The 24,411-nt window shown below is 70.3% G+C and carries 20 protein-coding genes; 5 read left to right on the forward strand and 15 right to left on the reverse strand.

The features are described 5' to 3' along the window. Nucleotides 1-42 precede the first annotated feature (42 nt). The gene (locus DMP23_RS05665) at nucleotides 43-1,551 is read right to left on the reverse strand and encodes a glutamate synthase subunit beta (RefSeq protein WP_337820360.1); all 1,509 of its coding nucleotides are present in this window, start codon (nucleotides 1,549-1,551) and stop codon (nucleotides 43-45) included. Continuing rightward, entirely contained in the window at nucleotides 1,544-6,085 is a 4,542-nt protein-coding gene (gltB, locus tag DMP23_RS05670) for a glutamate synthase large subunit (protein ID WP_337820361.1), read from the reverse strand. Before gltB ends, DMP23_RS05665 begins: the two co-directional genes overlap by 8 nt. Nucleotides 6,086-6,483: 398 nt before the next feature. On the opposite strand from gltB, the gene DMP23_RS05675 reads away from it, so the two are divergent. Genes DMP23_RS05675 through DMP23_RS05685 form a run of 3 tightly spaced genes read left to right on the forward strand, consistent with a single transcriptional unit; the run spans nucleotide 6,484 to nucleotide 9,428 of the window. Further along, on the forward strand, nucleotides 6,484-6,825 hold the full coding sequence (locus DMP23_RS05675) for a hypothetical protein (protein ID WP_037809678.1): 342 nt from the start codon (nucleotides 6,484-6,486) through the stop codon (nucleotides 6,823-6,825). A 41-nt stretch (nucleotides 6,826-6,866) separates the two neighbouring features. Continuing rightward, entirely contained in the window at nucleotides 6,867-8,612 is a 1,746-nt protein-coding gene (locus DMP23_RS05680; protein WP_337820362.1) for a hypothetical protein, read from the forward strand. Nucleotides 8,613-8,627: 15 nt separating this feature from the next. Further along, nucleotides 8,628-9,428: a hypothetical protein gene (locus DMP23_RS05685; protein ID WP_337820363.1), complete on the forward strand. Its 801-nt coding sequence runs from the start codon at nucleotides 8,628-8,630 to the stop codon at nucleotides 9,426-9,428. Nucleotides 9,429-9,495: 67 nt separating this feature from the next. Here DMP23_RS05685 and lgt read toward each other — a convergent pair whose 3' ends face one another. The 5 genes from lgt to DMP23_RS05710 form a co-directional block, all read right to left on the reverse strand. Then, nucleotides 9,496-10,512 carry a prolipoprotein diacylglyceryl transferase gene (gene lgt / locus DMP23_RS05690; RefSeq protein WP_337820364.1) on the reverse strand — a complete coding sequence of 339 codons (1,017 nt, stop codon included), beginning with the start codon at nucleotides 10,510-10,512 and terminating at the stop codon, nucleotides 9,496-9,498. A gap of 68 nt (nucleotides 10,513-10,580) precedes the next feature. After that, nucleotides 10,581-11,771 (reverse strand): M20 metallopeptidase family protein, encoded by a 1,191-nt coding sequence (locus tag DMP23_RS05695; RefSeq protein ID WP_337820365.1) that lies wholly within the window; start codon nucleotides 11,769-11,771, stop codon nucleotides 10,581-10,583. Beyond that, entirely contained in the window at nucleotides 11,768-12,904 is a 1,137-nt protein-coding gene (locus DMP23_RS05700) for an amidohydrolase family protein (protein WP_337820366.1), read from the reverse strand. Before DMP23_RS05700 ends, DMP23_RS05695 begins: the two co-directional genes overlap by 4 nt. 87 nt (nucleotides 12,905-12,991) lie before the next feature. Further along, entirely contained in the window at nucleotides 12,992-13,555 is a 564-nt protein-coding gene (locus tag DMP23_RS05705; RefSeq protein ID WP_337820367.1) for a class IV adenylate cyclase, read from the reverse strand. Nucleotides 13,556-13,566: 11 nt separating this feature from the next. Further along, nucleotides 13,567-14,412 carry an XRE family transcriptional regulator gene (locus tag DMP23_RS05710; RefSeq protein WP_275291484.1) on the reverse strand — a complete coding sequence of 282 codons (846 nt, stop codon included), beginning with the start codon at nucleotides 14,410-14,412 and terminating at the stop codon, nucleotides 13,567-13,569. A 77-nt stretch (nucleotides 14,413-14,489) separates the two neighbouring features. Here DMP23_RS05710 and DMP23_RS05715 point away from each other — a divergent pair, with 77 nt between their 5' ends. Next, nucleotides 14,490-14,774, forward strand: a complete 285-nt coding sequence (locus DMP23_RS05715) for a hypothetical protein (RefSeq protein WP_275291485.1) — start codon at nucleotides 14,490-14,492, stop codon at nucleotides 14,772-14,774. Nucleotides 14,775-15,037: 263 nt separating this feature from the next. Here DMP23_RS05715 and DMP23_RS05720 read toward each other — a convergent pair whose 3' ends face one another. Further along, nucleotides 15,038-16,453, reverse strand: coding sequence for an APC family permease (locus DMP23_RS05720; protein WP_337820368.1), 1,416 nt, complete (start codon nucleotides 16,451-16,453; stop codon nucleotides 15,038-15,040). 171 nt (nucleotides 16,454-16,624) lie between these two features. Here DMP23_RS05720 and DMP23_RS05725 point away from each other — a divergent pair, with 171 nt between their 5' ends. Continuing rightward, nucleotides 16,625-17,932 (forward strand): glutamine synthetase family protein, encoded by a 1,308-nt coding sequence (locus DMP23_RS05725; protein WP_337824367.1) that lies wholly within the window; start codon nucleotides 16,625-16,627, stop codon nucleotides 17,930-17,932. A 6-nt stretch (nucleotides 17,933-17,938) separates the two neighbouring features. Here the strand turns inward: DMP23_RS05725 and DMP23_RS05730 are convergent, their stop codons facing one another. The 7 genes from DMP23_RS05730 to DMP23_RS05760 form a co-directional block, all read right to left on the reverse strand. Then, nucleotides 17,939-18,598, reverse strand: a complete 660-nt coding sequence (locus DMP23_RS05730; protein WP_037809668.1) for a peptidoglycan recognition protein family protein — start codon at nucleotides 18,596-18,598, stop codon at nucleotides 17,939-17,941. Between the two features lie 48 nt (nucleotides 18,599-18,646). Next, nucleotides 18,647-19,189, reverse strand: coding sequence for a Uma2 family endonuclease (locus DMP23_RS05735; RefSeq protein ID WP_337820369.1), 543 nt, complete (start codon nucleotides 19,187-19,189; stop codon nucleotides 18,647-18,649). 50 nt (nucleotides 19,190-19,239) lie between these two features. Beyond that, nucleotides 19,240-20,031, reverse strand: coding sequence for a tryptophan synthase subunit alpha (trpA, locus tag DMP23_RS05740; RefSeq protein ID WP_337820370.1), 792 nt, complete (start codon nucleotides 20,029-20,031; stop codon nucleotides 19,240-19,242). Then, nucleotides 20,028-21,245: a tryptophan synthase subunit beta gene (gene trpB / locus DMP23_RS05745; protein ID WP_439098609.1), complete on the reverse strand. Its 1,218-nt coding sequence runs from the start codon at nucleotides 21,243-21,245 to the stop codon at nucleotides 20,028-20,030. The genes trpA and trpB overlap by 4 nt, the downstream gene beginning before the upstream one ends. Then, on the reverse strand, nucleotides 21,242-22,051 hold the full coding sequence (gene trpC, locus DMP23_RS05750) for an indole-3-glycerol phosphate synthase TrpC (RefSeq protein WP_134665817.1): 810 nt from the start codon (nucleotides 22,049-22,051) through the stop codon (nucleotides 21,242-21,244). Before trpC ends, trpB begins: the two co-directional genes overlap by 4 nt. A gap of 120 nt (nucleotides 22,052-22,171) precedes the next feature. Continuing rightward, entirely contained in the window at nucleotides 22,172-22,690 is a 519-nt protein-coding gene (locus DMP23_RS05755; protein ID WP_051728716.1) for a Trp biosynthesis-associated membrane protein, read from the reverse strand. Between the two features lie 109 nt (nucleotides 22,691-22,799). Continuing rightward, on the reverse strand, nucleotides 22,800-24,362 hold the full coding sequence (locus tag DMP23_RS05760) for an anthranilate synthase component I (RefSeq protein ID WP_037809658.1): 1,563 nt from the start codon (nucleotides 24,360-24,362) through the stop codon (nucleotides 22,800-22,802). Nucleotides 24,363-24,411: the final 49 nt, after the last annotated feature.

Here is a 24,411-nt window from a genome sequence, read left to right on the forward strand (position 1 = left end):
GGCCCCGGCGCGCCGTTGCGCCGGGGCCCGAGCTCGAGCCGATCACACCACCGCGAGCGGCAATGCGGTCGGGTGCACCGGAGCGGGAAGGTCCGAAGCGCCGGTCAGGAAGGTGTCCACCGCGGCCGCCACCGAGCGGCCTTCCGCGATGGCCCACACGACCAGCGACGCGCCGCGGTGGGCGTCGCCGCAGACGAAGACCCCGGGGGTTTCCGTCTGCCAGTCCGCGCCGCACGACAGGGTGCCGCGGCGGGTCAGGGTCAGGTCGAGGCCTTCCAGCAGCGGCATTTCCTCGACGCCTTCGAAGCCGATCGCCAGCAGGACCAGGTCCGCGGGCAGGGTTTCGACCGCGTCGTTCACCGGGATGACCTCGCGGCGGCCGGTTTCCGGGTCCTTCTGCACGCGGACTTCCTGCAGTTCCACGGCTTTGACGCGCCCGTTGCCGTCGTCGACGAACTGCTTGACCGCCACCGCGAACTTCCGCTCGCCCGCCTCCTCGTGCGCCGGATAGGTGCGCAGGATGTAGGGCCAGGTCGGCCACGGCGAACGCTCGTCGTCGCGGATTTCCGGCGGCGTCGGGTACTGGTCGAGCTGCGTGACCGACAGCGCGCCCTGCCGGGTGGCGGTGCCGTAGGAGTCCGCGCCGGTGTCGCCGCCGCCGATGATCACGACGTGCTTGCCGTTCGCGTCGACCGGGGACGGGCCGTCGCCCTCCACGAACTTGTTGGCGGGCACCAGGTGTTCCATCGCCAGGTGGATGCCATCGAGCGAACGGCCCGGCGTGGTGCGGTCGTCGCGGCCGCGCAGGGCCCCGACGGCGAGCACGACCGCGTCGTACTGCGCGCGCAGGTCTTCCACCGTCAGGTCGACGCCGACCTCGCAGCCGGTGACGAACTTCGTGCCCTCCTTGCGCAGCTGCGCGAGGCGCCGGTCGAGGACCTTCTTCTCCATTTTGAACTCGGGAATCCCGTACCGCAGCAGGCCGCCGAGCCGGTCGTCCCGTTCGAACACGGTGACCTCGTGGCCCGCGCGGGTCAGCTGCTGCGCCGCGGCGAGCCCGGCCGGGCCGGAGCCGACGACGGCCACCTTGCGGCCCGAGGACACCTCGGAGACCTGCGGCTGCACGTACCCGGCTTCCCACGACTGCGCCGCGATCGTCTCCTCGACGCGCTTGATCGCCACCGGCCCGCCGGACAGCGGCGAGATCGACAGCACGCAGCCCGCCTCGCACGGCGCGGGGCACAGCTTCCCGGTGAACTCCGGGAAGTTGTTGGTGGCGTGCAAGCGATCGCTGGCCGCCGCCCAGTCGCCGCGGCGGACGAGGTCGTTCCATTCCGGGATCAGATTGCCCAGCGGACAGCCGGAACCGCCGGAGTGGCAGAACGGGATGCCGCAGTCCATGCACCGCGACGCCTGCGTGCGCACCTGCTCGTTGCGCTCTTCGGGAGCGACGTCCGCGTAGACCTCGCCCCACGAGGAAAGCCGTTCCTCGTAGGACTTCTTCTTCGGTTCTTGCCGTTCGTGCTTCAGAAAACCGGTGGGGTCAGCCACGAGCCGCCTCCATGATCGCTTCGTCGACATCGCGGCCGGCAGCGCGCGCTGCCTTCGCCGCATCGAGGACCCGCTGGTAGTCGCGCGGCATCACCTTGGTGAACGCCGCCGCGCGCCGGGTCCAGTCGCCCAGGAGCGACGCGGCCACGGCCGAGCGGGTGAGGTCGTGGTGCTGCTGCACGATCTGCTTGAGCCAGGCCAGATCCTCCGGCGCGGGCGGAAGCAGGTCCACCATCTCCCGGTTGACCTTCGCCGGGTCCAGGTCGAGCACGTACGCGCTGCCGCCGGACATGCCGGCCGCCAGGTTCCGCCCCGTCGGGCCGAGCACCACCGCGCGGCCGCCGGTCATGTACTCGAACGCGTGGTCGCCCACGCCCTCGGCCACGACTGTCGCGCCGGAGTTGCGGACGCAGAACCGCTCGCCGACCTGGCCGCGCAGGAACAGCTCGCCCGACGTCGCGCCGTAGGCCAGCGTGTTGCCCGCGATCGTCTGCTGTTCGGCGGCGAAGCTCGCTTCCGGATGCGGGCGGACCACGATCCGGCCGCCGGACAGGCCCTTGCCGACGTAGTCGTTGGCGTCGCCGACCATTTCCAGCGTGATGCCGCGCGGCAGGAACGCGCCGAGCGACTGCCCGGCCGAACCGGTGAGCCGCACGTGGATCGTGCCCTCCGGCAGGCCCTCGCCCCCGTAGCGGCGGGTGATCTCCGAGCCCAGCAGGGTGCCGACGGTGCGGTTCACGTTGCGCACCGGCAGTTCCAGGCGCACCGGATGCGCGTCCTCCAGCGCCGCCTCGGCGAGCTGGATGAGCGTGCGGTCGAGTGCGTGCGCCAGGCCGTGGTCCTGCTCGCGCACGCGCCGCTTCGCACCGCCGTACGGCGTCTCCGCGGGCATCTCGAAGACCGGGCTGAGGTCGAGCCCGGAGGCCTTCCAGTGCTGCACGGCCTCGTCGGTGTCGAGCATCTCGGCGTGCCCGATCGCCTCGTCGAGCGTCCGGAATCCCAGCTGTGCCAGGGTTTCCCGCACCTCTTCGGCGACGAACTCGAAGTACCGCACCACGTGGTCGGCCTGTCCGGTGTAGCGCTTGCGCAGCTCCGGGCTCTGCGTGGCGACGCCGACCGGGCACGTGTCGAGGTGGCAGACGCGCATCATGATGCAGCCCGCGACCACCAGCGGCGCGGTCGCGAAGCCGTACTCCTCGGCGCCGAGCAGCGCCGCGATCACGACGTCGCGGCCGGTCTTCATCGCACCGTCCACCTGGACCGTGATCCGGTCGCGCAAACCGTTGAGCAGCAACGTCTGCTGCGTTTCGGCGAGCCCGATCTCCCACGGCGTGCCGGCGTGCTTGAGCGAGTTCATCGGCGACGCGCCGGTGCCGCCGTCGTGCCCGGAAATCAGCACGACGTCCGCGTGCGCCTTGGACACGCCCGCCGCGACCGTGCCGACGCCCAGCGAGGACACCAGCTTCACGTGGATGCGGGCCTGCTCGTTGGCGTTCTTGAGGTCGTGGATCAGCTGCGCCAGGTCCTCAATGGAATAGATGTCGTGGTGCGGCGGCGGGGAAATCAGCCCGACGCCCGGCGTCGAATGCCGCGTGCGGGCGATCCACGGGTACACCTTGTTCGGCGGCAGCTGCCCGCCTTCGCCCGGCTTCGCGCCCTGCGCCATCTTGATCTGGATGTCGTCGGCGTTGACGAGGTACTCGCTCGTGACGCCGAACCGGCCCGACGCGACCTGCTTGATCGCGCTGCGCCGCTGCGGGTCGTACAGCCGCTCCGGGTCCTCGCCGCCTTCGCCGGTGTTGGACCGGCCGCCGATGCGGTTCATCGCGATGGCGAGGGTTTCGTGCGCCTCGGCCGAAATCGAGCCGTACGACATCGCCCCGGTGTTGAACCGGCGCAGGATCGCCGACGCGGGTTCGACCTCGTCCAGCGGGATCGGCTCGCGCGCGCCGTCGCGGAACTTGAACAGCCCGCGCAGCGTGCCGCCCTCGCGGTAGAGCCGGTGCACCTCTTCGGTGTACTTGCGGTACACCTCGTCGCGCCCGGTCTTCGACGCGTGCTGCAGCAGGAACACCGTCTCCGGCGTGAACAGGTGCAGTTCGCCCTCGCGGCGGTACGCGTACTCGCCGCCGGTGTCGAGTCCACGATGGACCCGGTCGGTCGGGTTGTCCGGGTACGCCCGGCGGTGCCGCACCGCGACCTCCTCGGCGAGCACCTCCATCCCGACGCCGCCGAGCTTCGACGACGTTCCGGTGAAGTACTCGTCGAGCAGTTCCTGGCTCAGGCCAAGGGATTCGAAGACCTGCGCCGCGGTGTACGCGCCGACCGTCGAAATGCCCATCTTGGACATGATCTTCAGGACGCCCTTGACGAGCGCCTGCACGTAGCTGCGGACCGCCTTCGCCGGCTCGATGCCGGTGATCGCGCCCTGGCTGATCATGTCTTCGATGGTTTCGAAGGCCAGGTACGGGTTCACCGCCGCCGCGCCGTAGCCCAGCAGCAGCGCGATGTGGTGCACCTCGCGGGCGTCGCCGGTCTCCACGACCAGCGCGACGCGCAGCCGTTCCTTGGTGCGCACGAGGTGGTGGTGCACCGCGGAAACCAGCAGCAGCGACGGGATCGGCGCCATCCGGTGGTCGGAATCGCGGTCGGACAGCACGAGCGTGCGCGCGCCCGCCGCGATCGCCTCGGACGCGTCGCGGCGCACCCGCTCGATCGCCGCCGCGAGCGCGTCCGCCCCGCCGTCCACTTCGTACAGTCCGGAAAGGACAGTGCAGGCGAAACCGGGCAGATCGCCGTCGTCGTTGATGTGGATGAGCTTGGCCAGCTCGTCGTTGTCGATCACCGGGTACGGCAGGTTCAGGTGCCGGCACGACGCGGGCCCCGGCGCGAGCAGGTTGCGCTCCGGACCCATGATCCGGCTCATCGACGTGACCAGCTCTTCGCGGATCGCGTCCAGCGGCGGGTTGGTCACCTGCGCGAAGTTCTGCTTGAAATAGTCGTACAGCAGCCGGGAGCGCTTGGAGAGCACCGCGACCGGGGTGTCCGACCCCATCGACCCGATCGGCTCGGCCCCGTTGGCGGCCATCGGCGCGAGCAGGATCTTCAGTTCTTCTTCGGTGTAGCCGAAAGCGAGCTGGCGGCGCAGCACCGAATCGTGGCTCTGCACGACGTGGTCGCGATCAGGCAGCTCGGCGATCTTCAGCAGCCCGGCGTGCAGCCAGTCGCTGTACTGCTGCTTGCGCGCCAGCGCGGACTTGACCTCTTCGTCGTCCACGATCCGGCCCGCGGCGGTGTCCACGAGGAACATCCGGCCCGGCTGCAACCGGCCCTTCGCGACGACGTTTTCCGGTGCCACGTCGAGGACTCCGGCCTCGCTGGCGAGCACCACGCGGTCGTCGGCGGTGCGCCACCAGCGCGCCGGGCGCAGTCCGTTGCGGTCGAGCACCGCGCCGACGAGCGTGCCGTCGGTGAAGGTGACGCACGCCGGGCCGTCCCACGGCTCCATCAGACTGGCGTGGAACTGGTAGAAAGCGCGCCGTTCCGGATCCATCGAGGTGTGGTTCTCCCACGCCTCCGGGATCATCATCAGCACCGCGTGCGGCAGCGAGCGACCCGCGAGGTGGAGCAGCTCCAGCATCTCGTCGAAGGACGCCGAGTCCGACGCGTCGGCCGAGCAGATCGGGTACAGCCGGGAAAGATCGCCCGGTAGCAGATCGGATTCGAGCAGCGCCTCGCGGGCGCGCATCCGGTTGCGGTTGCCGCGGATCGTGTTGATCTCGCCGTTGTGGGCCACGAACCGGAACGGGTGCGCGAGCGGCCACGACGGGAAAGTGTTGGTGGAGAACCGGGAGTGCACGAGCGCGATCGCGCTGGCGAGCCGGGAATCGCGCAGATCGGGGAAGAACCGCGGCAGCTGCTCGGGAGTGAGCATGCCTTTGTAGACGATCGTGCGCGCGGACAGCGACGGGAAGTACGTGCCGCAGCCGGAAGCGAGGCTCTCGTGCTCGACGCGCTTGCGCAGGCAGAAGGCCAGCCGGTCCAGCTCCAGGCCGGTTTCGCCGTGCGGGGACGACACGAACAGCATCGCGAAGCGCGGCATCACCGAACGCGCGGTGGGGCCGATGTCCGCGCCGTCGGCGTCCACCGGGACCTCGCGCCAGCCGAGGACGGCGAGCCCTTCCTCGGCCGCGATCCGTTCGGCGAGCCCGATCGCCTTGCGGCGCTGCTCGTCGTCGGAGGGCAGGAAAGCGATCCCGGCGGCGTAGGCGCCGGTGGGAGGCAACGGGAAACCCGCCTCGGCGCGCAGCAGTTCGTCGGGCAGCTGCAGCAGGATCCCGGCGCCGTCGCCGCTCGTCGGCTCGGCTCCCGCGGCTCCGCGGTGGTCGAGATTCGTGAGCGCGGCGAGACCGTCGGTGACGATGCCGTGCGTGCGGCGGCCCTGGACGTCGGCGACCATGGCGACGCCGCAGGAATCCTGCTCGGTGTCCGGGTCGTACAGACCCTGCTTGCCGGGGATGGCGGAGAAGATCATGGAAAAGGGACCTCCTTCGTCGTTTCGTGCGGTGGCCGGCGAACCGGCCGCGGGGAGCGCACGGGACGACGATGGCCCGCTTGTTAGCGCGACTTTAACACCTGGGAAACACCCCAGCAGCGCCTCGGAGCTCCCCGAACGGGGAAGAACGGTAACGATCCGGCAGCGCGGAACGACATAGTTCCGGATGGGTCCTGAGATGCTTCGGTCCGCGAAGCATAAGCCCCGGGGCCGCCTCGCGCACCCGGCACGTGACGAAGTCGATGCGCCCGCTTCGTCCCCTTCGCCCGATCTTCCCAGGTAATCGCACAAATTTCGGGGAACCGCCCACGCCCGGTGATCGTCGGTTGCCATAGTGTTCGGCAACCGAATAGCTCACGGGGAGGGCGGTTTCTTTCATGTCCGGCATAGAAGTCGACGTCGAGACGATGAACCAGTACGCCGAGGTGCTCGACAGCCTCCACGAGAAGATCAGCAAGATCAACGACTACATGCGCTCCACCGCGTGCGACACGTCCGGGTTCACCGGCCTGTTCGTGGTGCTGCAGCCGGTGGTGCAGCTGGTCGCGAACCTCTACGGCGGAACGCTCGACTTCGGCCACTCGCGGCTGACCTCGCTGTCGGACGGGGTCAAGCAGGCGGCGCAGGCCTACGCGCACCACGACGCCAATTCCGCGCAGCTGCTCCAGCAGTTCATCGACCAGTTCGACGGCATCGACTCCGGCCGCGGCGCGGCCTGATGCGCATCCGCACCGCACGGTTCTGACGAGGGGGAAAAGACATGGCACGGCACGGCGGAGGGCATGGCGGCGGCCACCACTCCGGGGGATCGGGGACGACGCATCCGCCGTCCCATCCCGGCGGCAACCAGCCGCACCCCGGGAACCAGCCGCATCCGGGAAACCAGCCGCATCCCGGCAACCAGCCGCCTCCGGGCGGCCATCAGCCCACCCATCCGGGAGGGAACCAGCACCCCGGCACCGGCCCGGACGGACGCCGTCCGTCCGGAGGGGACGACGGGACGCATCCGAGCGGCACCGGGGGAAACTCCGGCGACGGCAACGGCCGGGACGGTCGGGATGGTCGTGACGGCCGGGATGGTCGAGATGGCCGCGACGGTCAGGACGGCGGCGACGGCCGGGATGGCCGGGACGGCGGCGGAGAAGGCGGCGACGAGCGGGGCCGCGACCGCGGCAACGAGGGCGGCGACGAAGGCGGCGGCCGGGGCGGCGACGAAGGCGGCTCCGGTGACGAGGGCGGCTCCGGCAGCGAAGGCGGCGACGGGGGCGGCGAAGGCGGCGACGAGGGCGGTTCCGGCAGCGAGGGCGGTGAAGGCGGCGGCAACGGCGGCGAGGGCGGCACCGGTGCTTCGGGCGGCGAGCCCGGCGGAGTTCCCGGCGGCACCGGCGACTTCGACCGCGGCGATTCGATCGTCGAGCTGCTGCAGCCGCCGGAAGACACCTCCGGCGAGGACATCCAGGCGCTGGTGCAGGACGCCGGCGTCGAGGTGATGGCCGTCGAGTGGGTGTACCAGAAGTTCACCGGCACCACGCTCACCCAGCAGTTCATCGAACCGCTCACCGGCGACTTCTCGAAGATGTCGGCCGACGCCGAGGCGTGGCGCAACATCTCCGAGGCGATGAAGGCGTTCTCCGAGGTGATGGTCGCCAACGAGAAGACCGTCAGCGATTCCTGGCACGGCATGGCTTCCTTGGAGCACAAGGCCTACGTGCAGGCCGGGTGGCGGGCCGGGCTCGCCGCCGAGGCCGGGATCGCGTCGCTGATCGCCAAGGGTTTCGACCTCCTGTCGGACACGTCGAAGAAGCTCGCGGCCAAGGCGCTCGACCTGCTGAAGAGCCTGATCGACCGGCTGCTGGTGATGGCCGCGGAGGCGTGCGTCCCGATCGCGGGCTGGATCGCCGACGCGATCACCGCGTTCAGCGAACTGCTCCCGCTGATCAACGCCCTGATCTCGATCATCGAGATGATCCAGGACATCATCACGAAGGTCCAGGACATCTGGAACTCGATCAAGGACATCGGGTCGCAGCTGCAGAAGATCAAGGACGTCGGCAGCATCGGCGATCTCGTCGACATCGCGAAGAACATCGGCGGCGACGTCGGCGACATCAAGGACAACGCCAAGGGCATCGGCCAGGACGCCAAGGACGCCGTGCAGGCGGGCAAGGACGGCGTCCACGAGTCGCGCGAGGCGCACGCGGAGAACCGGCGCTCGCGCGAAGGCGGAGACGACGAAGGCGACCGCACGTCCGGCGACGAGGGGAACGGCGACCGCCGCTCCGGCGACGAGGGCGACCGGTCGCAGGGTTCCGGCGAGCGGGGGCAGAACCAGCGGTCCGAACCGGACGGTCCGCAGCACCAGCCCCCGCAGAACCAGCAGAACCACCAGCCGCCCCAGCAACCGAGCCACCCGCCGTCCCAGCCGAACCACCCGCCCGCGAACCATCCGCCGTCCCATCCGCCCCGGCGCTCGGCGAGCGGCCGGATCCACGGCCGCATCGACTAAGGAGGAACTGCCGAGATGTCCTACCCCGTCACCGCGGACGATTCGTGGAAGACGCCCGAGCTGCGGGAGGCCGAGGCCGCGCTCGACCGGACGGTCCGCAAGTCCCAGCAGCTGCTGAAGGACCTGGAGAAGATCAAGCTCCGCCCGCTGCCCAAAACCGACACCCCGGAACGGATCGAGGCGATCAAGCGGGCCGCCTCGCGTCCGGACGCTCCCGCGCAGCTGCGGTTGATCAAGCGGAAGGTCGACGCGGGCGAATACTCGTGGGAGGACGTCGCCGCGGGCCGGGCCTTCGCCGACCCCGAGGTCCGTGCGCTCGCCGACGAGAAGCTCAGCGAGGCCAAGGACATCCTCGAGGAACTGGAGGAGGGCCAGAGCCCCGAGGAGATCCTCGAAGCGCGCACCGGTGGCGCCGGGAACCCGTTGTCGGACACCGGAAGGTCGACGTATCCGGACACGCCGGACAAGCCCGCCGGGTTCTCCGCATCGGACCCGTTGGCGACCAGCGGCCGTCCGCAGCCGCCGCCCCCGCCCGCGCCGGAGCCCGCGGAGTACTCGAACGACAATCCGCTCGTCGACCGGACTCCGCCGCCCCCGCCCCCGGCGCCGGCTCCGGAGAAGGAAGCACCGCCCGCTCCGCCTCGGCATCGCGCCCCGGAACCGGAGCCGGAGGACGATTTCGCCGATCCGCTCGCGGATCGAGGCGACCGGCCGAAGCGGTCCGCACCGCAGCCGCCGCCGTCGTCGGGCCGCCGTGCCCGGCGTCAGGACTCCGGCAATGACGACGACTACTTCGGCGGTTCGTTCCTCAGTTGAACCCCGGGGCTGCAAAAAAAGAGGTCCCCGCCCAATCCGGGCGGGGACCTCTTTTTCGGCTCTGCGCCTAAGACTTCTCGGACTTGCCGTTGTCGGCCGGGGAAGACCCGGCGTCCACAGTGTCCTCCGCGGCCTTCTCGTCCGGTTCCGGCTTCTCCCCCGCGTCGCCCGGTTCGGACTCGACGGCGGCGTTCCGCTCGTCTCCCTTGCTGCGCAACGTCTCCGGGGCCTCGCGCGGACCGCGTTTGGCCGCGACGACGAAGTACGCCATCGCGCCGATGAACAGCAGGATCGAGGTCCACACGTTGACCCGCAGGCCGAGGATGTGGTTGGCGGTGTCGGTGCGCATCAGCTCGATCAAGCCGCGGCCGACGGTGTAGCCAGCGACGTACAGCGCGAACGCGCGGCCGTGGCCGAGCTTGAACTTGCGGTCCGCCCACACCACGAGCAGGGCGATCAGCAGGTTCCAGATCAGCTCGTACAGGAACGTCGGGTGCACCGGGCTTTCCGGCAGCGGGATGTGCCCGGTCGCGACGCCGCCGAGGGCGTCCGGGGCGCCGGTGGCCGGGTCGAAGCGCTGGTAGATCTCCAGGCCCCACGGCAGGTCGGTGTGCGCGCCGTACAGCTCCTGGTTGAAGTAGTTGCCGAGCCGCCCGATCGCCTGCGCGACGATGATGCCGGGCGCGATCGCGTCGGCCATCGCGGGCAGCGGGATCCCCCGGCGGCGGCAGGCGATCAGCGCGCCGACCGCGCCGAGCGCGACCGCGCCCCAGATGCCGAGCCCGCCGTCCCAGATCGCGAAGGCATTCCAGGGGTTCTTGCCCTCGGTGAAGTACAGCTCCGGGTCGGTGATGACGTGGTAAAGCCGGCCGCCGACCAGGCCGAACGGCACCGCGAACACCGCGATGTCGAGCACCGTGCCCTTGGTGCCGCCCCGGGCCTCCCAGCGCCGCTCGCCCCACCAGATCGCGACGATGATGCCGGCGATGATGCAGAGCGCGTACGCCCGGATCGGGATCGGGCCCAGGTGCCAGACGCCTTGGTCGGGGCTCGGGATCGTGGCCAGGAATGCTGCGGAGTACACGCGGCCACCGTAGCGCGTCGGGCCCCGGTCGTGGTCCCGGTGCCGCGGAACCCTTAGTCAAGACCCGGTCACAGCCCGGTCACGGCCGCCTCCGGGTACTCCAGGTCCGAGGCCGCGGCCAGGTATCCGGCGAGCAGCGCGTCCGCGACCTGCCCGACCGCCGCGTCCTCGGGCAGGAACGTTTCGCCGTGCAGGCTGGGCGCGCCCGCGGTCTCGCCGAGTCCGACGAACAGCATCAGGCCGCGGACGCCGTCGCCGCAGTAATGCGCGAAATCGTCCGCGCCGAAAGACCGGAAATCCACGTCCACGTCCGCGCCGCCGCGTTCGAGCCAGGTCCGCGCGGCAGCGGCCAGCGCCGGATCGTTGACCAGGACCGGTTCGCACGGGCTGATCCGGAGGTCGGCCGTGCAGCCGTACGCGCGGGCGGTGGCGTGCACGACCTCGTCGAGCGCCTCCAGCGCACGTTCGCGGTCGCTCGCGCGCATCAGCCGCAGCGAGCCGAACGCGGACGCCGAATTCGGCACGACATTCGCCGCGGTGCCCGCGCTGAGCCTGCCGATCGTGCAGACCGCACCGTGCATCGGGTCGATCCGGCGGCTCGCGATCTGCTGCAGGCTCACCACCAGTTGGCTGAGCGCCAGCACCGGGTCGCGCAGCAAATGCGGATACCCCGCGTGCCCGCCTTCGCCGTGCACCACGACCTCGAACTCGTCCGTGGACGCGTTCACCGGCCCCGGCGCGGCCGAAACGACGCCGTACGGCAGCCGCGGCTGGACGTGCGCACCGATGACGGTGTCGATGCCGCGCTCCTCCAGAATGCCCGATTCGACCAGGTCCAGCGCTCCGGACGGCGACGTTTCCTCACGCGGTTGCAGGATCGCGTACAGCGGGCGCGGGAGTTCGACGCGCCGCGCCGCTCGGCAGACCGCGGTCAAGGCGGCGAGGTGGACGTCGTGGCCGCAGGCGTGCATGAGGCCGGTTTTCGCGGCCCATTCGACGCCGGTGCGCTCTATTACTGGGAGCGCGTCGAGTTCGGCACGCAACGCTACGGCTGGGCCGGGGTGCGGTGCGGCGATCTCGATCAGCCGCCCGGTCTTGGCCACTCGCTCACCGTCGCCTAACGCGGCCGCCACGATCCGCGCGGTGTCGTCTTCGTCGCCGGACGCACGCGGGTCGGCGTGAATCCGATGCCGCAACTCGACCGCCGCGGGCAATTCCTCGGCCAACGCCGCGCGCCAAGCCTCGACCAGGTCCTTCATTTCCGCTCCAGCCGGTAAATCCGGGCCGCGTTCTCATGGCCAGCCAGGCGGGCCAGCCGGATGGCGTCTACTTCGGACAGTGCGTCGGCGGCGAGGGCGGTGCGGAGGAAGTCGGACAGTCCTTGCCGGAACAGCGCGGTGCCCAGGTGATACAGCTCGGCCAGGCCGAACGCGTCCGTGGAGAACAGCAGCTTCCCGAACGGGGCGAGTTCCAGCGTCTCGGCCAGGATCGCGGGGGCGCGGAAGCCCGCGTTGTGGGTGATGAGGCCTACGTCGACGAAGACGTGCTCGAAGACCTGCGCGAGGTAGGCGGCGTTGCGGTGGAACGGGTAGTTGTGCAGCAGCAGGATCGGGACGCCCGCGTCGCGGGTCGCGCGCAGCAAACCGGTGAGCCGCAAGGGATCGCAGCGGTGGAGGTCGACGTCGGAGTCTCCGTAGCCGACGTGGAACTGCACGGGCAGCCGCCGGTCGATACCGGCCCAGATCAGGTGGCGGTGCAGCACCTCGTCAGCCAGCCGGACCGGTTCGCCCGCCTCGATCCGGGACAGCCAGCGTCCGGCGGCGGCTTCGACCTCGGCCGGGACCGGACGTTCCCCGGACAGCTCCAGCCCGACCCGGTACGCCGCGATCGACTTCACGCCTACCGCGGTGGCGGTGCGACGGTCGAGTTCGGCAGCGAAGTCCTCGGCGAAACCAGTGGCGCTGGTGCCGCGGATGACGTCTTCGGCGACCTGTTCGAGCCGGACGATGTCGTGCGCGCGGGCGTCGGCCAGTGCGGCGAAGTCTTGCGTCGTGGTGAGGGATTCGGGGAGGAAACCGCCGTCCAGCAAGTAATCCGTGCTGCCGGCGCTGCGAAGGAACCGCCGGTTGACTTCTTGCGCGCCCAGTTCTTCACGGCGCGCGAGATACTCCTCGGCCGGGGCGTGCTTCGGCAGGTCGAGGATCGGCGCACAGCGTTCGCGCACGGCGAGACCGATGAGCGAATCGAAGAGCGACGTCCCCAGCGGCGACACGGTGTCCGCCTCGGTCAGCATCCGCTCGAACCCGTCGCGGTCGACGCCGCCGGTGCGCACGCCGTGGCAGTGGTGATCGACCAGCGGCAGGTCCGCGACGAAATCCAGCAGATCGGTCATGCCTCTCCTTCAGCGAGCCTCTCCCCCACCCTACGGGCGAATCCGGGCGCCAACGCGACAGCCAGCACGACCACCACGCCCGCTGGCCTAGTCGCCCCGGGCTTTCATCACCATGTCGGTATAGGACTGCTCGACCGCGTCGCCCTCGCCGACGCCGAGCCCGTCGAGCACCTCGCGCAGCGACCGCAGCGCTTCCGGCAACTCGTCTCGCTCGGCCATCGTTTCCAGTTCGATGAACGTCTGCCCGGCCAGCTCAGGGATCGTGACGACGGTGGCAAGCATTTCCCGCCCATCAGCGGTGAAACTGTAGTTCTCGCAACGCTTTTCGAGCGAGACCAGCTCCACCAACCCCAGCGCGTCGAAGATCGTCGCCATGACCGCGGGATCGTCGGCGGCCGTCTCGTGCTCCGGCTTGGACCGCGAGGACGCGTCCACCGGCGGCTCTTTGTAGGTCACCACGGTTCGCTGCTGCCTGCCGGTCGTGATGGTGCGCACGCGCAACTCGTAGCCATCCCGATCCATCGAGTGGTCAGGACGGTCGTAGTAGGTGTCAGCGTAGACCGAGCGCACCGGCTCGGCCCGTTCGGCAAGCTCCGCCCGCACGCGATCGGGGTTCCGGACGACGGCGGTCAGCTCAGCCTCTATCACCACTCGGCACCTCCCTAGACGACGCGGCGTGCGGTCCGCCGCAGCTCGTCCATGAACCTACGGAAGCCGCGGTGGAGTGCGCCATGCGGCGACCCGGTGATCTTGTACATCGGCGACGTGTGCCCCTCGTGGCTGTTGCCGAACGCCGACACGAACAACGTCGAGTCCAGGCCGATCACCCGCCACGTCGGCAACACGTCATAGGTGTGCGCCTCGACTTCCGCCCCCTCGTCGGCGAGGTCGTGCAGCAGTTCGATCGACAGCCGGATTCCGGCGGAGAAGCTGCCCCATTTCTCGCCGATCTCAGCAGCGCGACGCTCCGCCGCCTCTCCGTCGGGATCGAGCAGGAGCACCCGCACGGACGCCGCGCGTTGCCGGACGTGGGTGCGCAACAGCGAGTCGTTCATGCCGAGGATGCCGAGCCCGCGCACGGCCAGCACATCGACTTCGGTTGCTTCGCCGGCTCTCTGCTCGATCTCCGGCCGCGCCCTGGACTGCGAGGGGAACACCGCCAGGATCTCGGCCCGCCCGCTCGCACCGAGGTGGTCGAGCCCAGCCGGGTGGACGGGTGCCAGGCCGAGCAGCATTCGCGCGTCGTCGGGCATCTCCAGCCCGTCAGCGATCCGTTCGAACAGCTGCAGAGCGGTCACGGTCCTGCTGCCGCGCACGATCTCCGACACGCGGCCTTGCAACAGTCCGACGGCGACAGCGATCCGGCTTTGGCTCGCGCCGGTGTAGCGCTGCACAGCTTGCAGCAATGCGCCGATGTCGCGTGCCTTCAGAGCATCCCGCACGTCGGAGCGTCGCCACGCCCAGTCCGGCAACGCCAGCGGTCCGCCTCTGGGGTTCGGCTCGGCCATCTCACGATGGTACTTCTCAAGGTGAGATACCCGCTGAGGGATGGGTCCGGCGCCGTCCGTAGTCGAACGTTGAGATCATGACCAAGCGAACAGGGCGCGTGCGAGCCGGGGAAATACGCACTCATGCGACGCACACGTCGGATCTGGCGTTGCGAGTGCACGCTGACCCGACCGCCGCGTTCCGGCGGACAGTGCATCGCTACGGGAAACGAGAGTTGGCCGACCCGTCTGTTCGGTGGCTGATCCCATGGTGCTCGGTCGATGACGCCTACCCGGAGCGCCACGAACGCGACGAACTCGCCTCGACCGGATTCGCCGGTGTCGAATGGTGCAGCGGTTGCACCGGGCTGGATACGCAATGAGCGCGGCGAGGCCCCGACTCCGAAGCCGTGGTTACCAGCGCCGCTATCACCCCGAGGACCAAACCGGCATCAATCCCTTGTATCTGTTCACCAATTGGTTGCGCCAGGAACCGGGCTTCGCCCGCCCAGGTCCGCCTCGCCCGCCGACACAGATACGCCTCGCATGCAAAGGGTGCCGTGCCACCGCAACGCCGACAGACAACAAGTGCCACGAGTGCGGCGAACGCTTCTAGCGCAACGACCAGACCCGGCACTGCTCAGGGTCATGCCTCTCCTTCAGCGAGCCTCTCCCCCACCCTACGGGCGAATCCGGGCGCCAACGCCACCACGACCACAGCCAGCACCAGCACCCCGCCCGCTACCACCGGGAACCAGCGCGGCGGGCCCTCGGTCGGGTACGGCACGACGTTGACGTACACGGTGTAGCCGAGCAGCACCAGTGCACCGATCGGGAACACCAGATGCCACCACGGCACGCGCATCCGTCGCCGCACGAACAGCAGCAGGATCGCGCCGACTGTGGTGAGCAGGTAGATCACCAGCAACAGCAGGGTTCCGATGGATCCAGCCCAGGAGAAGGTGTCGTCCGCGGTCGCGCCGAAGAACACCGCGCACACCAAGATGATCAGCGCCGCCGCGAGTGCGACCACGGTTACCGCGACGGCGGGGATGCCCTTGGCGGAGATCCGGCCGATGCCGCGGCCGTCGAAGGCGTCGCGGCCGAGGGCGAACAGCAGGCGCGAGCCGCCGACCACGCAGGCCAGGCAGCAGCCGAACGCGCTGATCGCGGCGCCCGCGCTGATGACATCGCCGACCCACGGGCCGACGAAGCGGCTGCCCAGGTCGCCCAGCAGCGACGGGGAGTCGTGGAACGCGGTGGCGTTGCCGCCGAAGGCCATCATCTCGACGGCGGTCACGAGGACGAAGTAGGCGCCGCCGAAGATGGCCGTGCCGAGGATCGCGCGTGGGATGTTGCGGCGCGGGTCTCGGGTTTCCTCGCCGAGCGTCGCGGCGGCCTCGAACCCGGCGAACGACAGGAAACCGAACACCGCGCCGAGGAAAATGCCGGAGATTCCGGTGTCCGGCACGAAAACCTGGAGGGTGAACCGGCCGCTGGGGGCGTCGCCCGCGATCAAACGGACCAGGATGACCACGGTGACCAGCAGGATGAGCGCGATGGTCGCGCCCTCGACGGCGAGCAGCGTGCTGGTGCCGCGGCGGGCCGGGGCGACCGCGAGCAGCCAGCTGCCGACCAGCGCGACCGCGGTCAGCACGAACGGCCCCCACGACGGCGGATGCGGCCAGATCCCGACCTGCGTCAGGAACGCCGTGCCCAGCACGCCCGCGGCGGAACTGGTGACCACGGCGTAGAAGGTGTACGTGCCGAGAAGCCCGATCCCGGACACCACGCCCGCGCGCGGGCCGAGGGTCGCGCCGACGAAAGCGTAGACGGATCCGGCGTGCTGGTAGTGCCGGCAGAGCTGGACGAAGCCGTACGCGACCAGCAGCACTCCCGCCGCCGAAAGCAGGAACGCCAGCGGCACCGCGCGTCCGGCGGCCGCGGCCGTTTGCTGTGGATTGATGTTCGCGGCCATGCTGGGTGCCATGAGCGCGACGGACAGCCCGACGGCCTGCCAGACTGACAGGGTGCGCCGCAATTCGGGACGGTCTCCGGACACGGATGCGCTCCTTTCCCCGCGGAGTACACAGTGAACATCCGAGGCGGCGCGGACAACCAGCGCCGACTGGCTGAACCTCGTCCGGTATCGAAGGAGCGCGCCTTGCCGTCCACCCCCTCGCACCTCGACCGCGACCGGCTCGCGGAACTCGGCGCTGCCGCCGCCGGCCGGATGAAGGAAGCGGGCGTCGAGCTCGTCGCGCTGAGTTTCGTGGACAACTCCGGGATTTCGCGGGTCAAAGCCGTCCCGGTGGCGAGGCTGGCGACGGTCGCGGCGTGGGGCGTCGGCGCGTCCAATTCGTTCGACTTCTTCCTCGGCACCGACAGCATCGCGAACGGCGAGCACTCCCTCGGACCGGTCGGCGACCTGCGGCTGCATCCCGACCTCGACGCGCTCACCGTCCTCGCCGCCCAACCCGGCTGGGCGTGGGCCCCCGCGTGGCGGTACGACCAGGACGGACAGCCGCACCCGCAGGACACCCGCGCGCTCGCCGCGACCGCCGTGGCCCAGCTCGCCGACCGCGGGCTGACCGCGCGGATGGCGTTCGAACTGGAGTGGATCGCGACCGACGCGGACGGGGTCCCGCTGCCCGGGCCGGCTTACGGATACTCCCGGTTGAGCGCGAACCACGAGTACCTGCGCACCCTTGTGTCCACTTTGGAGCGTTGCGGGGTGACGGTGGAGCAGATCCACCCAGAGTACGCGGCGGGCCAGTTCGAGCTGTCGATCGCGGCGACGGATCCCTTGCGCGCGGCCGATTTAGCCGTGCTGACAAGGGAAACCGTGCGAACGGTGACCGCCACGCACGGGTTGCGCGCGTCGTTCACGCCGAAGTTCGAACCCGGCGGCGTCGGCAATGGCGGGCACGTGCATTTGAGTCTTTGGGACGGCGACCGGAATCTGTGCGCGGGCGGGACCGGCGCGTTCGGGTTGACCTCGACCGCGGAATCCTTCGGCGCGGGGATTTTCCGCCGGTTGCCCGCGTTGCTGGCGGTGGGCGCGCCGTCGGTGGTCAGCTATCTGCGACTGGAACCGCACCATTGGGCAGGCGTGTTTACCGCGTGGGGATTGGAAAACCGCGAAGCACCGCTGCGGCTGATCCGCGGCGCGGCCGGACAGCGCGACACGGCGGCGAATCTGGAACTGAAGTGCTTCGACCTCACCGCGAACCCGTACCTGGTGGTGGCTGGCCTGCTTTTCGCCGGACTGGCTGGGATCGACGCCGAGGCACGCCTGCCGGAACCAGTCAGCGTGGATCCAGGCTCGCTCTCCCCTGCTGACGCCGCCGCGGCCGGAGTCGCCCGGTTGCCGAAGTCGTTGTCGGAGGCGGTCGACGCGTTCGAGGCCGACGACGTGCTGCGGACAGCGTTCGGACCCCAGCTGGCCACCACGTTGGCGGACGTGCGCCGCGCCGAGGTGGCCGAGCTGGGTTCGCTGGAGGACGCCGAATTGTGCCGGGCAATGCGTTTCCTGCACTGAACCCGCTCAACGAAGCAGGGCCGCCACCCGGGACTGCAATTCCGGCAGCATCGCGTACAGCTTGTCGCCCGGGCAATCCGTGTTGTAGAAGTCGCGGTGTCCCTTGATTTCCTTCACCGGGATGCCGTACTGGCGACACACATACGCCACGAACACGACCAGCGAATCGAACTGCGCCTTCGGCGGGGCGACCTGCATGTAGGTGCCCTCGTTCTCGATGCCGATCGCGTTGTCGTTCTGGCCGGGGCAATGCGCCGCGCGGACGATCTTTTTGCCGCTGCGCAACGCGTCCAGGCTGCCGTGGCGGCCTTCGAGACGGTAGCCGCCGCGGGAGACCGTGAAGTGCTGGCCGGTGTCGGACCAGCCGTTGTTGTCGATGTGGTCAGCCTGGTCGTCGCGCGCGACCTGGAACGCGTGCTCGAGCGAGTAGTCGGTGCTGTTGGGGCAGTCGATGTGGTGGATGAGCACGCGGTTGGCGGGATGGTCGAGCGTGGTGAGCGGATCCGCGGGCGGGCGCGCGCCCCATTCGGCACAGCTGTAGATGCGCGGCGCGTCGGCAGCGTCCGCGAGGCCGGGTAGCACGAGCCCCGCCGCCGCGGCAGCGCTCACGCCGGCCGCCCCGCGCAGGAACGTCCTCCGGGGAACTTGTCCGATGTCGAAAGCCATGCGCCGCACTGTGCGCGGACGGCGTACACGATGCGTACAACTGGCCGCTCAAGCCCGCAGATCCAGCTCCGCGGGGAACGGTTCGGCCAGGGTGAGCACCCCGCCTTCGCTCTTCGCGTGCGGCAGGTAGTCGCCGTCGGAAAGCGCGTAGACGGTGGCGGCTTCCTGCTCCGGGTCGACGAGCAGGTAGTACGGGATGAGGGCTTCGGCGTAGAGGGCTTTCTTGAAGATCCGGTCCTGCACCCTGGTGGAGGGCGATTCGATCTCCGCGGCCAGCAACACCTCGGACGCCGGGTACCAGGTCGTCGCGACGTCCGGGCAGGTGACGATCACGAAGTCCGGGATCAGCAACCGGCTTTCCCCGCAGCGGACAGCGACGCCGGGGAGCAGTTCAGCGCCCTTCGGCAAGACTGGCGCCACTGCGAGCTGCAATCGCTGCAGCCACTGCTGATGGAGCGCGGTCGGAGCCGGCCCCATCACCAGGGCCCCATCAACTCCTTCGATCCGGTTGCCGAGGAGCTGTTCGTTCGGCAGGGCGAGTACTTCTGCCAATCCGGGAGCTTCACTGAGATTGCTGTCGCTGGTCTGCATACCGAGAGAGTACGAACGACCACCGACAGTTTCCGGCGACCGACCCGTGATCAGGCCGGAGCGACCGCCTCGCGCACGCCCTTCGCCAGCTCCGCGGCCAGCTTCGCCACGCCGTCCGAACCGTCCGCCGCAGCCGTGACCAGCGCCGATCCGACGATCACCGCGTCCGCGAACCCGGCCACCTGCGCGGCCTGCTCGCGCGACCGGACCCCGAGGCCGACGCCGATCGGCAGCTCCGTGTGCGCACGGGTCCGCCGCACCAGGTCCTCCGCGTGCACACCCACCGCGTCGCGGGCGCCGGTCACGCCCATCACCGCGGTCGCGTACACGAAGCCCGACGAGGCCGCCGTGGTCTTCGCCAGGCGCTCCTCCGACGACGACGGCGCGACCAGGAAGATCCGGTCCAAGCCGTGCTCCTGAGACGCGGCCATCCACTCGTCCGCCTCGTCCGGGATCAGGTCCGGCGTGATCAGGCCCAGCCCGCCGGCCGACGCCAGGTCGCGCGCGAACGCGTCGACCCCGTAGCGGTGCACCGGGTTCCAGTACGTCATCACGACCGCGCGGCCGCCGCGCGCGGACACCGATTCCACGACCTCGAACAGCTGCTTCAGCCGGAATCCGCTGGCGAGCGCCGACTCGGCGGCCGCCTGGATGGTGGGGCCGTCCATGACCGGGTCGGAGTACGGGACGCCGACCTCGACCAGGTCCGCTCCGCCGTCGATCGTCGCGGCCAGCAGGTCCTTCGACCCGTCCACGGAGGGGAATCCGGCGGGCAGGTAGCCGACCAGCGCGGCCCGGTGTTCCGCCCGCGTCGCCGCGAACAGCTCGTCGAGGCCGCTCACTTGCCCTCCCCGTCCACGAGCCCGAACCACTGGGCCGCGGTGTCCATGTCCTTGTCGCCCCGGCCCGACAGGTTGACCACGATCAGCCCGTCCGGGCCCAGCTCGCGGCCCAGTTCCAGGGCCCCGGCCAGCGCGTGCGCCGATTCGATCGCCGGGATGATGCCCTCGGTGCGCGACAGCAGCCGGAAGGCGTCCATCGCGGCCGCGTCGGTGACCGGGCGGTACTCGGCGCGGCCGGAGTCCTTGAGCCACGCGTGCTCCGGGCCGACGCCCGGGTAGTCCAGGCCCGCCGAGATCGAATGCGATTCGACCGTCTGGCCGTCCTCGTCCTGCAGCAGGTACGACATCGCGCCGTGCAGGTTGCCCGGGCTGCCCTTGGTGAGCGTCGCGCCGTGCCGGTTGCCCTCGATGCCCTCGCCGCCCGGCTCGAGGCCGACCAGCCGCACCGACGGGTCGTCGTAGAAGCCGGAGAAGATGCCGATGGCGTTGGACCCGCCGCCGACGCACGCCGCGACGACGTCCGGCAGCCTGCCCGCCTTCTCCAGGATTTGCGCCCGCGCCTCCTCGCCGATGACGTGGTGGAAGTTGCGCACCATCATCGGGAACGGCGACGGACCGGCGGCGGTGCCGAAGAGGTAGTGCGTGGTGTCGGCGTTGGTGACCCAGTCGCGCAGCGCCTCGTTGATCGCGTCCTTGAGCGTGCGCGACCCCGTCTTCACCGGGATGACCTCGGCGCCGAGCAGCTTCATCCGCGCGACGTTCAGTGACTGCCGCTCGGTGTCGACCTCGCCCATGTACACGACGCAGTCCAGACCCAGCAGCGCGCACGCGGTGGCCGTGGCGACGCCGTGCTGGCCCGCGCCGGTCTCCGCGATGACGCGCTTCTTGCCCATCCGCACGGTGAGCAGCGCCTGGCCCAGCACGTTGTTGATCTTGTGCGAACCGGTGTGGTTGAGGTCCTCGCGCTTGAGGAACACCCGCGCGCCGCCGGCGTGCTCACCGAACCGCTTGGCCTCGGTGAGCAGCGACGGACGGCCCGCGTACTCGGTGAGCAGCCGGTTCAGCTCGTTGGTGAACGCGGGGTCGTGGCGGGCCTTCTCGTACTCCGCCGCGACCTCGTCGACCACGCCGATCAGCGCTTCCGGCATGAACCGGCCGCCGTACGGGCCGTAGTAGCCGCGCTCGTCCGGGTCGTGCTTGCTTCGTTCGGTCACCGCGAGGGCCTCGGGCAGGCGGGGTGCGAACCGGCGGTGACGAGCTTGACGACCGCGCCCTTCGGGTCTCCGGAGGCGACCAGGCCCTCGCCGACGAGCACCGCGTCCGCGCCGTGGCCGGCGTACGACATCAGGTCGCCCGGGCCGCGGACGCCGGACTCGGCGACCTTGAACACGTCCATCGGCAGGCCGGGCGCGAGGCGGGAGAACACGTCGCGGTCCACTTCGAGGGTGTGCAGGTTGCGCGCGTTGACGCCGATGACCTTCGCGCCCGCTTCGAGCGCGCGGTCGGCCTCCTCGGCGTTGTGGATCTCCACGAGCGCGGTCATGCCGAGCGATTCGACGCGGTCGAGCAGCGCGGCGAGCGCGTTCTGCTCCAGCGCGGCGACGATCAGCAGCACCATGTCCGCGCCGTGCAGCCGGGCCTCGTGCACCTGGTACGGGCTGACGATGAAGTCCTTGCGCAGCACGGGAATGTCGACCGCGGCGCGCACCGCGTCGAGGTCGGCGAGCGAGCCGCCGAAGCGGCGCTGCTCGGTGAGCACACTGATCACGCGCGCGCCGGCGTCCTCGTAGTCGCGGGCCAGCGCGGCCGGGTCGGGAATCGCGGCCAGATCGCCCTTGGACGGGCTGCGCCGCTTCACCTCGGCGATGACGCCGATGCCGGACTCGCGCAGCGCGGACATCACGTCACGCGGCGGGACGGCCTTGGCCGCCCTTGCCTTCAGTTCGTCGAACGGCAGCGCGGATTCCCGCTGCGCGAGGTCCTCGCGCACGCCGGCGACGATGTCTTCGAGCACGCTCATCGGACGCCCCTACTCGCTGCCGCACTCCTGGGTCCACTCGCAAGCTCGCTCACAAAAACCTTCCCCTTCCCGCCGAAACGATGCTAACCCCCGCTCGATGACCGGCCGGTTCCGGGTTGCTCAGCGCCGCGGATCCGGCGGATCGGTCGGGTCGTCCCCCTCCGACAACGCCTCCCACAGCTCGGTGTCCGGATCCTTGCGCGCCGCCTTGGCTCCCGGCGCGGCGTAACGGGCACCGAGCTTCCGCGCGGCTCCCGCCCACTTGATCGCTGCCAACCCGCCGAGCGCGACGAGAATTCCGCCGAGCACGGCGATCAGGTGGCCGAGCACGATTTCCGTGCCCGGCAGCCCGGGTGCGAAGCCGCCGAACTTGATCCCGTCGACGCCGTTCCAGACGCCCGCCGCACCGGCGAGCACCAGCACGATCCCGAGCGCCCGGCGCAGCCAGCCGCCGGTCGCGACCGCCCCGGCGACGCCCGCGAGCGCCAGAAGCGCGAGCGGCACGAGCGCGGTGGCGCGCTGTTCGCCGGGTTCGGTGTACAGGACGGTGCCGCGCACGCCCTCGTCGCGGAATTCGGCGAACCACACCATCCGGGACGCTCCCCACAGGGCCAGCGCGCCGAGCAGGAGGGCGAGAATGATCGTCCACAGTGGACGCTTCGCCTTCGTCCCGTTCGCGGGCCGGGCTTCCGGGCCCGCCGCTTCCGCCTCGGCGCCGCCGCGCCGTGGTTCCGCCTCCTCGGGCTGCTCAGACACCGGCCGCGTCCTCAGCCGGGTCCAGCTCCCCCGCCGGGATCATCGTGCCCGCCGCGGCGATCGCGGACAGCACGGTGCGGGCCTTGTTGAGCGATTCGGTGTCCTCGTAGTCCGGGACCGAGTCCGCGACCACGCCGCCGCCGGCCTGGACGTACGCGGTCCCGTCGCGCATCAGCGCGGTGCGGATGGCGATCGCCGTGTCCGCGTCGCCGGCGAAGTCCAGATAGCCGACCACGCCGCCGTACAGCGCGCGGCGCACTGGTTCCAGCTCCTCGATCAGCTGCATCGCCCGGACCTTGGGCGCGCCGGAAAGGGTGCCCGCCGGGAAGCAGGCCGCGACCGCGTCGAACGCCGTGGCGTCGTCCTTCAGCTCGCCGGTCACCGTGGACACGATGTGCATGACGTGGCTGTAGCGCTCGATCTGGAAGAAGTCGACCACGTGCACGGTGCCCGGCTTGCAGACCTTGCCGAGGTCGTTGCGGCCGAGGTCGACGAGCATCAGGTGCTCGGCGCGTTCCTTCTCGTCCGCGAGCAGGTCCTTGGCCAGCTGCGCGTCCTCCTCCGGATCCGCGCCCCGCCAGCGGGTGCCCGCGATGGGATGCGTGGTGGCGCGGCCGTCGCGGACGGTCACCAGCGATTCCGGGCTGGAGCCGACGATGTCGAAGCCCTCCAGCCGCAGCAGGTACATGTACGGGCTCGGGTTGGAGGTGCGCAGGACGCGGTACACGTCGAGCGCGTCGGCCCCGGTCTCGATCTCGAATCGTTGCGACGGCACGACCTGGAACGCTTCGCCGGCCTTGATCGCCTCGACCGCCTTGTCGACCGCCGCGTGGAAGTCTTCCTTGCTGCGGTGGCGGCGGAATTCCGGCGCGGGGCGGTCGAACGTCGCGACCGTGGGCGGCGCGGGCACCCGCAGCTGCTCGGTCATCGCGGACAGCCGGGCCAGCGCGTCGTCGTAGGCGGCGTCCACGCGCTCGGCCGAGTCGTCCCAGTTGACCGCGTTGGCGATCAGCGTGACGGTACCCTCGTGGTGGTCGAACGCGGCGAGGTCGGTGGCGAGCAGCATGGTCAGCTCGGGAATGTCGAGGTCCCGTTCGGCCAGCTCGGGCAGCTTTTCCAGCCAGCGCACGGAATCGTAGCCGAGGTAGCCGACCATCCCGCCGGTCAGCGGGGGCAGGCCGGGAAGCGGTTCGGTGTGCAGCGCCTCGACGGTCGCGCGCAGCACCTGCAGCGGGTCGCCCTCGGTGGGCAGGTTGTCCGGCGGGGTGCCGGTCCAGACCGCCTTGCCGTCGCGCACGGTCAGCGCGGCCGGGCTGCGCACGCCGACGAACGACCAGCGCGACCACGATTTCCCGTTCTCGGCCGATTCGAAGAGGAACGTGCCGGGCCGGTCGGCGGCGAGCTTCCGGTAAATCCCCAGCGGGGTCTCGCCGTCGGCGAGCACCCGGCGCACCACGGGGATCACGCGGCGGCTCTCGGCCAGCGCGCGGAACTCGGCGCGGGACGGGCTGACCGGGCCGGGCCCGGCCGTGGACGTGGCTGCTGAGCTGACCATGCGTCTCATTGTGCCGCTACGCCCGGGTCCGCCGGTCAGCGGGCTCTCA

Source organism: Amycolatopsis sp. A1MSW2902 (genome assembly GCF_017312175.1).
Classification (GTDB): domain Bacteria; phylum Actinomycetota; class Actinomycetes; order Mycobacteriales; family Pseudonocardiaceae; genus Amycolatopsis; species Amycolatopsis nivea.

Bases quoted from the DNA above. Each gene is read 5' to 3' on its own strand.
- gltB (WP_337820361.1), bottom strand. From the start codon at position 6,085: ATGATCTTCTCCGCCATCCCCGGCAAGCAGGGTCTGTACGACCCGGAC.
- DMP23_RS05675 (WP_037809678.1), top strand. From the start codon at position 6,484: ATGTCCGGCATAGAAGTCGACGTCGAGACGATGAACCAGTACGCCGAG.
- DMP23_RS05680 (WP_337820362.1), top strand. From the start codon at position 6,867: ATGGCACGGCACGGCGGAGGGCATGGCGGCGGCCACCACTCCGGGGGA.
- DMP23_RS05685 (WP_337820363.1), top strand. From the start codon at position 8,628: ATGTCCTACCCCGTCACCGCGGACGATTCGTGGAAGACGCCCGAGCTG.
- DMP23_RS05695 (WP_337820365.1), bottom strand. From the start codon at position 11,771: ATGAAGGACCTGGTCGAGGCTTGGCGCGCGGCGTTGGCCGAGGAATTG.
- DMP23_RS05700 (WP_337820366.1), bottom strand. From the start codon at position 12,904: ATGACCGATCTGCTGGATTTCGTCGCGGACCTGCCGCTGGTCGATCAC.
- DMP23_RS05710 (WP_275291484.1), bottom strand. From the start codon at position 14,412: ATGGCCGAGCCGAACCCCAGAGGCGGACCGCTGGCGTTGCCGGACTGG.
- DMP23_RS05715 (WP_275291485.1), top strand. From the start codon at position 14,490: ATGACCAAGCGAACAGGGCGCGTGCGAGCCGGGGAAATACGCACTCAT.
- DMP23_RS05725 (WP_337824367.1), top strand. From the start codon at position 16,625: ATGAAGGAAGCGGGCGTCGAGCTCGTCGCGCTGAGTTTCGTGGACAAC.
- DMP23_RS05730 (WP_037809668.1), bottom strand. From the start codon at position 18,598: ATGGCTTTCGACATCGGACAAGTTCCCCGGAGGACGTTCCTGCGCGGG.
- DMP23_RS05735 (WP_337820369.1), bottom strand. From the start codon at position 19,189: ATGCAGACCAGCGACAGCAATCTCAGTGAAGCTCCCGGATTGGCAGAA.
- trpC (WP_134665817.1), bottom strand. From the start codon at position 22,051: ATGAGCGTGCTCGAAGACATCGTCGCCGGCGTGCGCGAGGACCTCGCG.
- DMP23_RS05760 (WP_037809658.1), bottom strand. From the start codon at position 24,362: ATGGTCAGCTCAGCAGCCACGTCCACGGCCGGGCCCGGCCCGGTCAGC.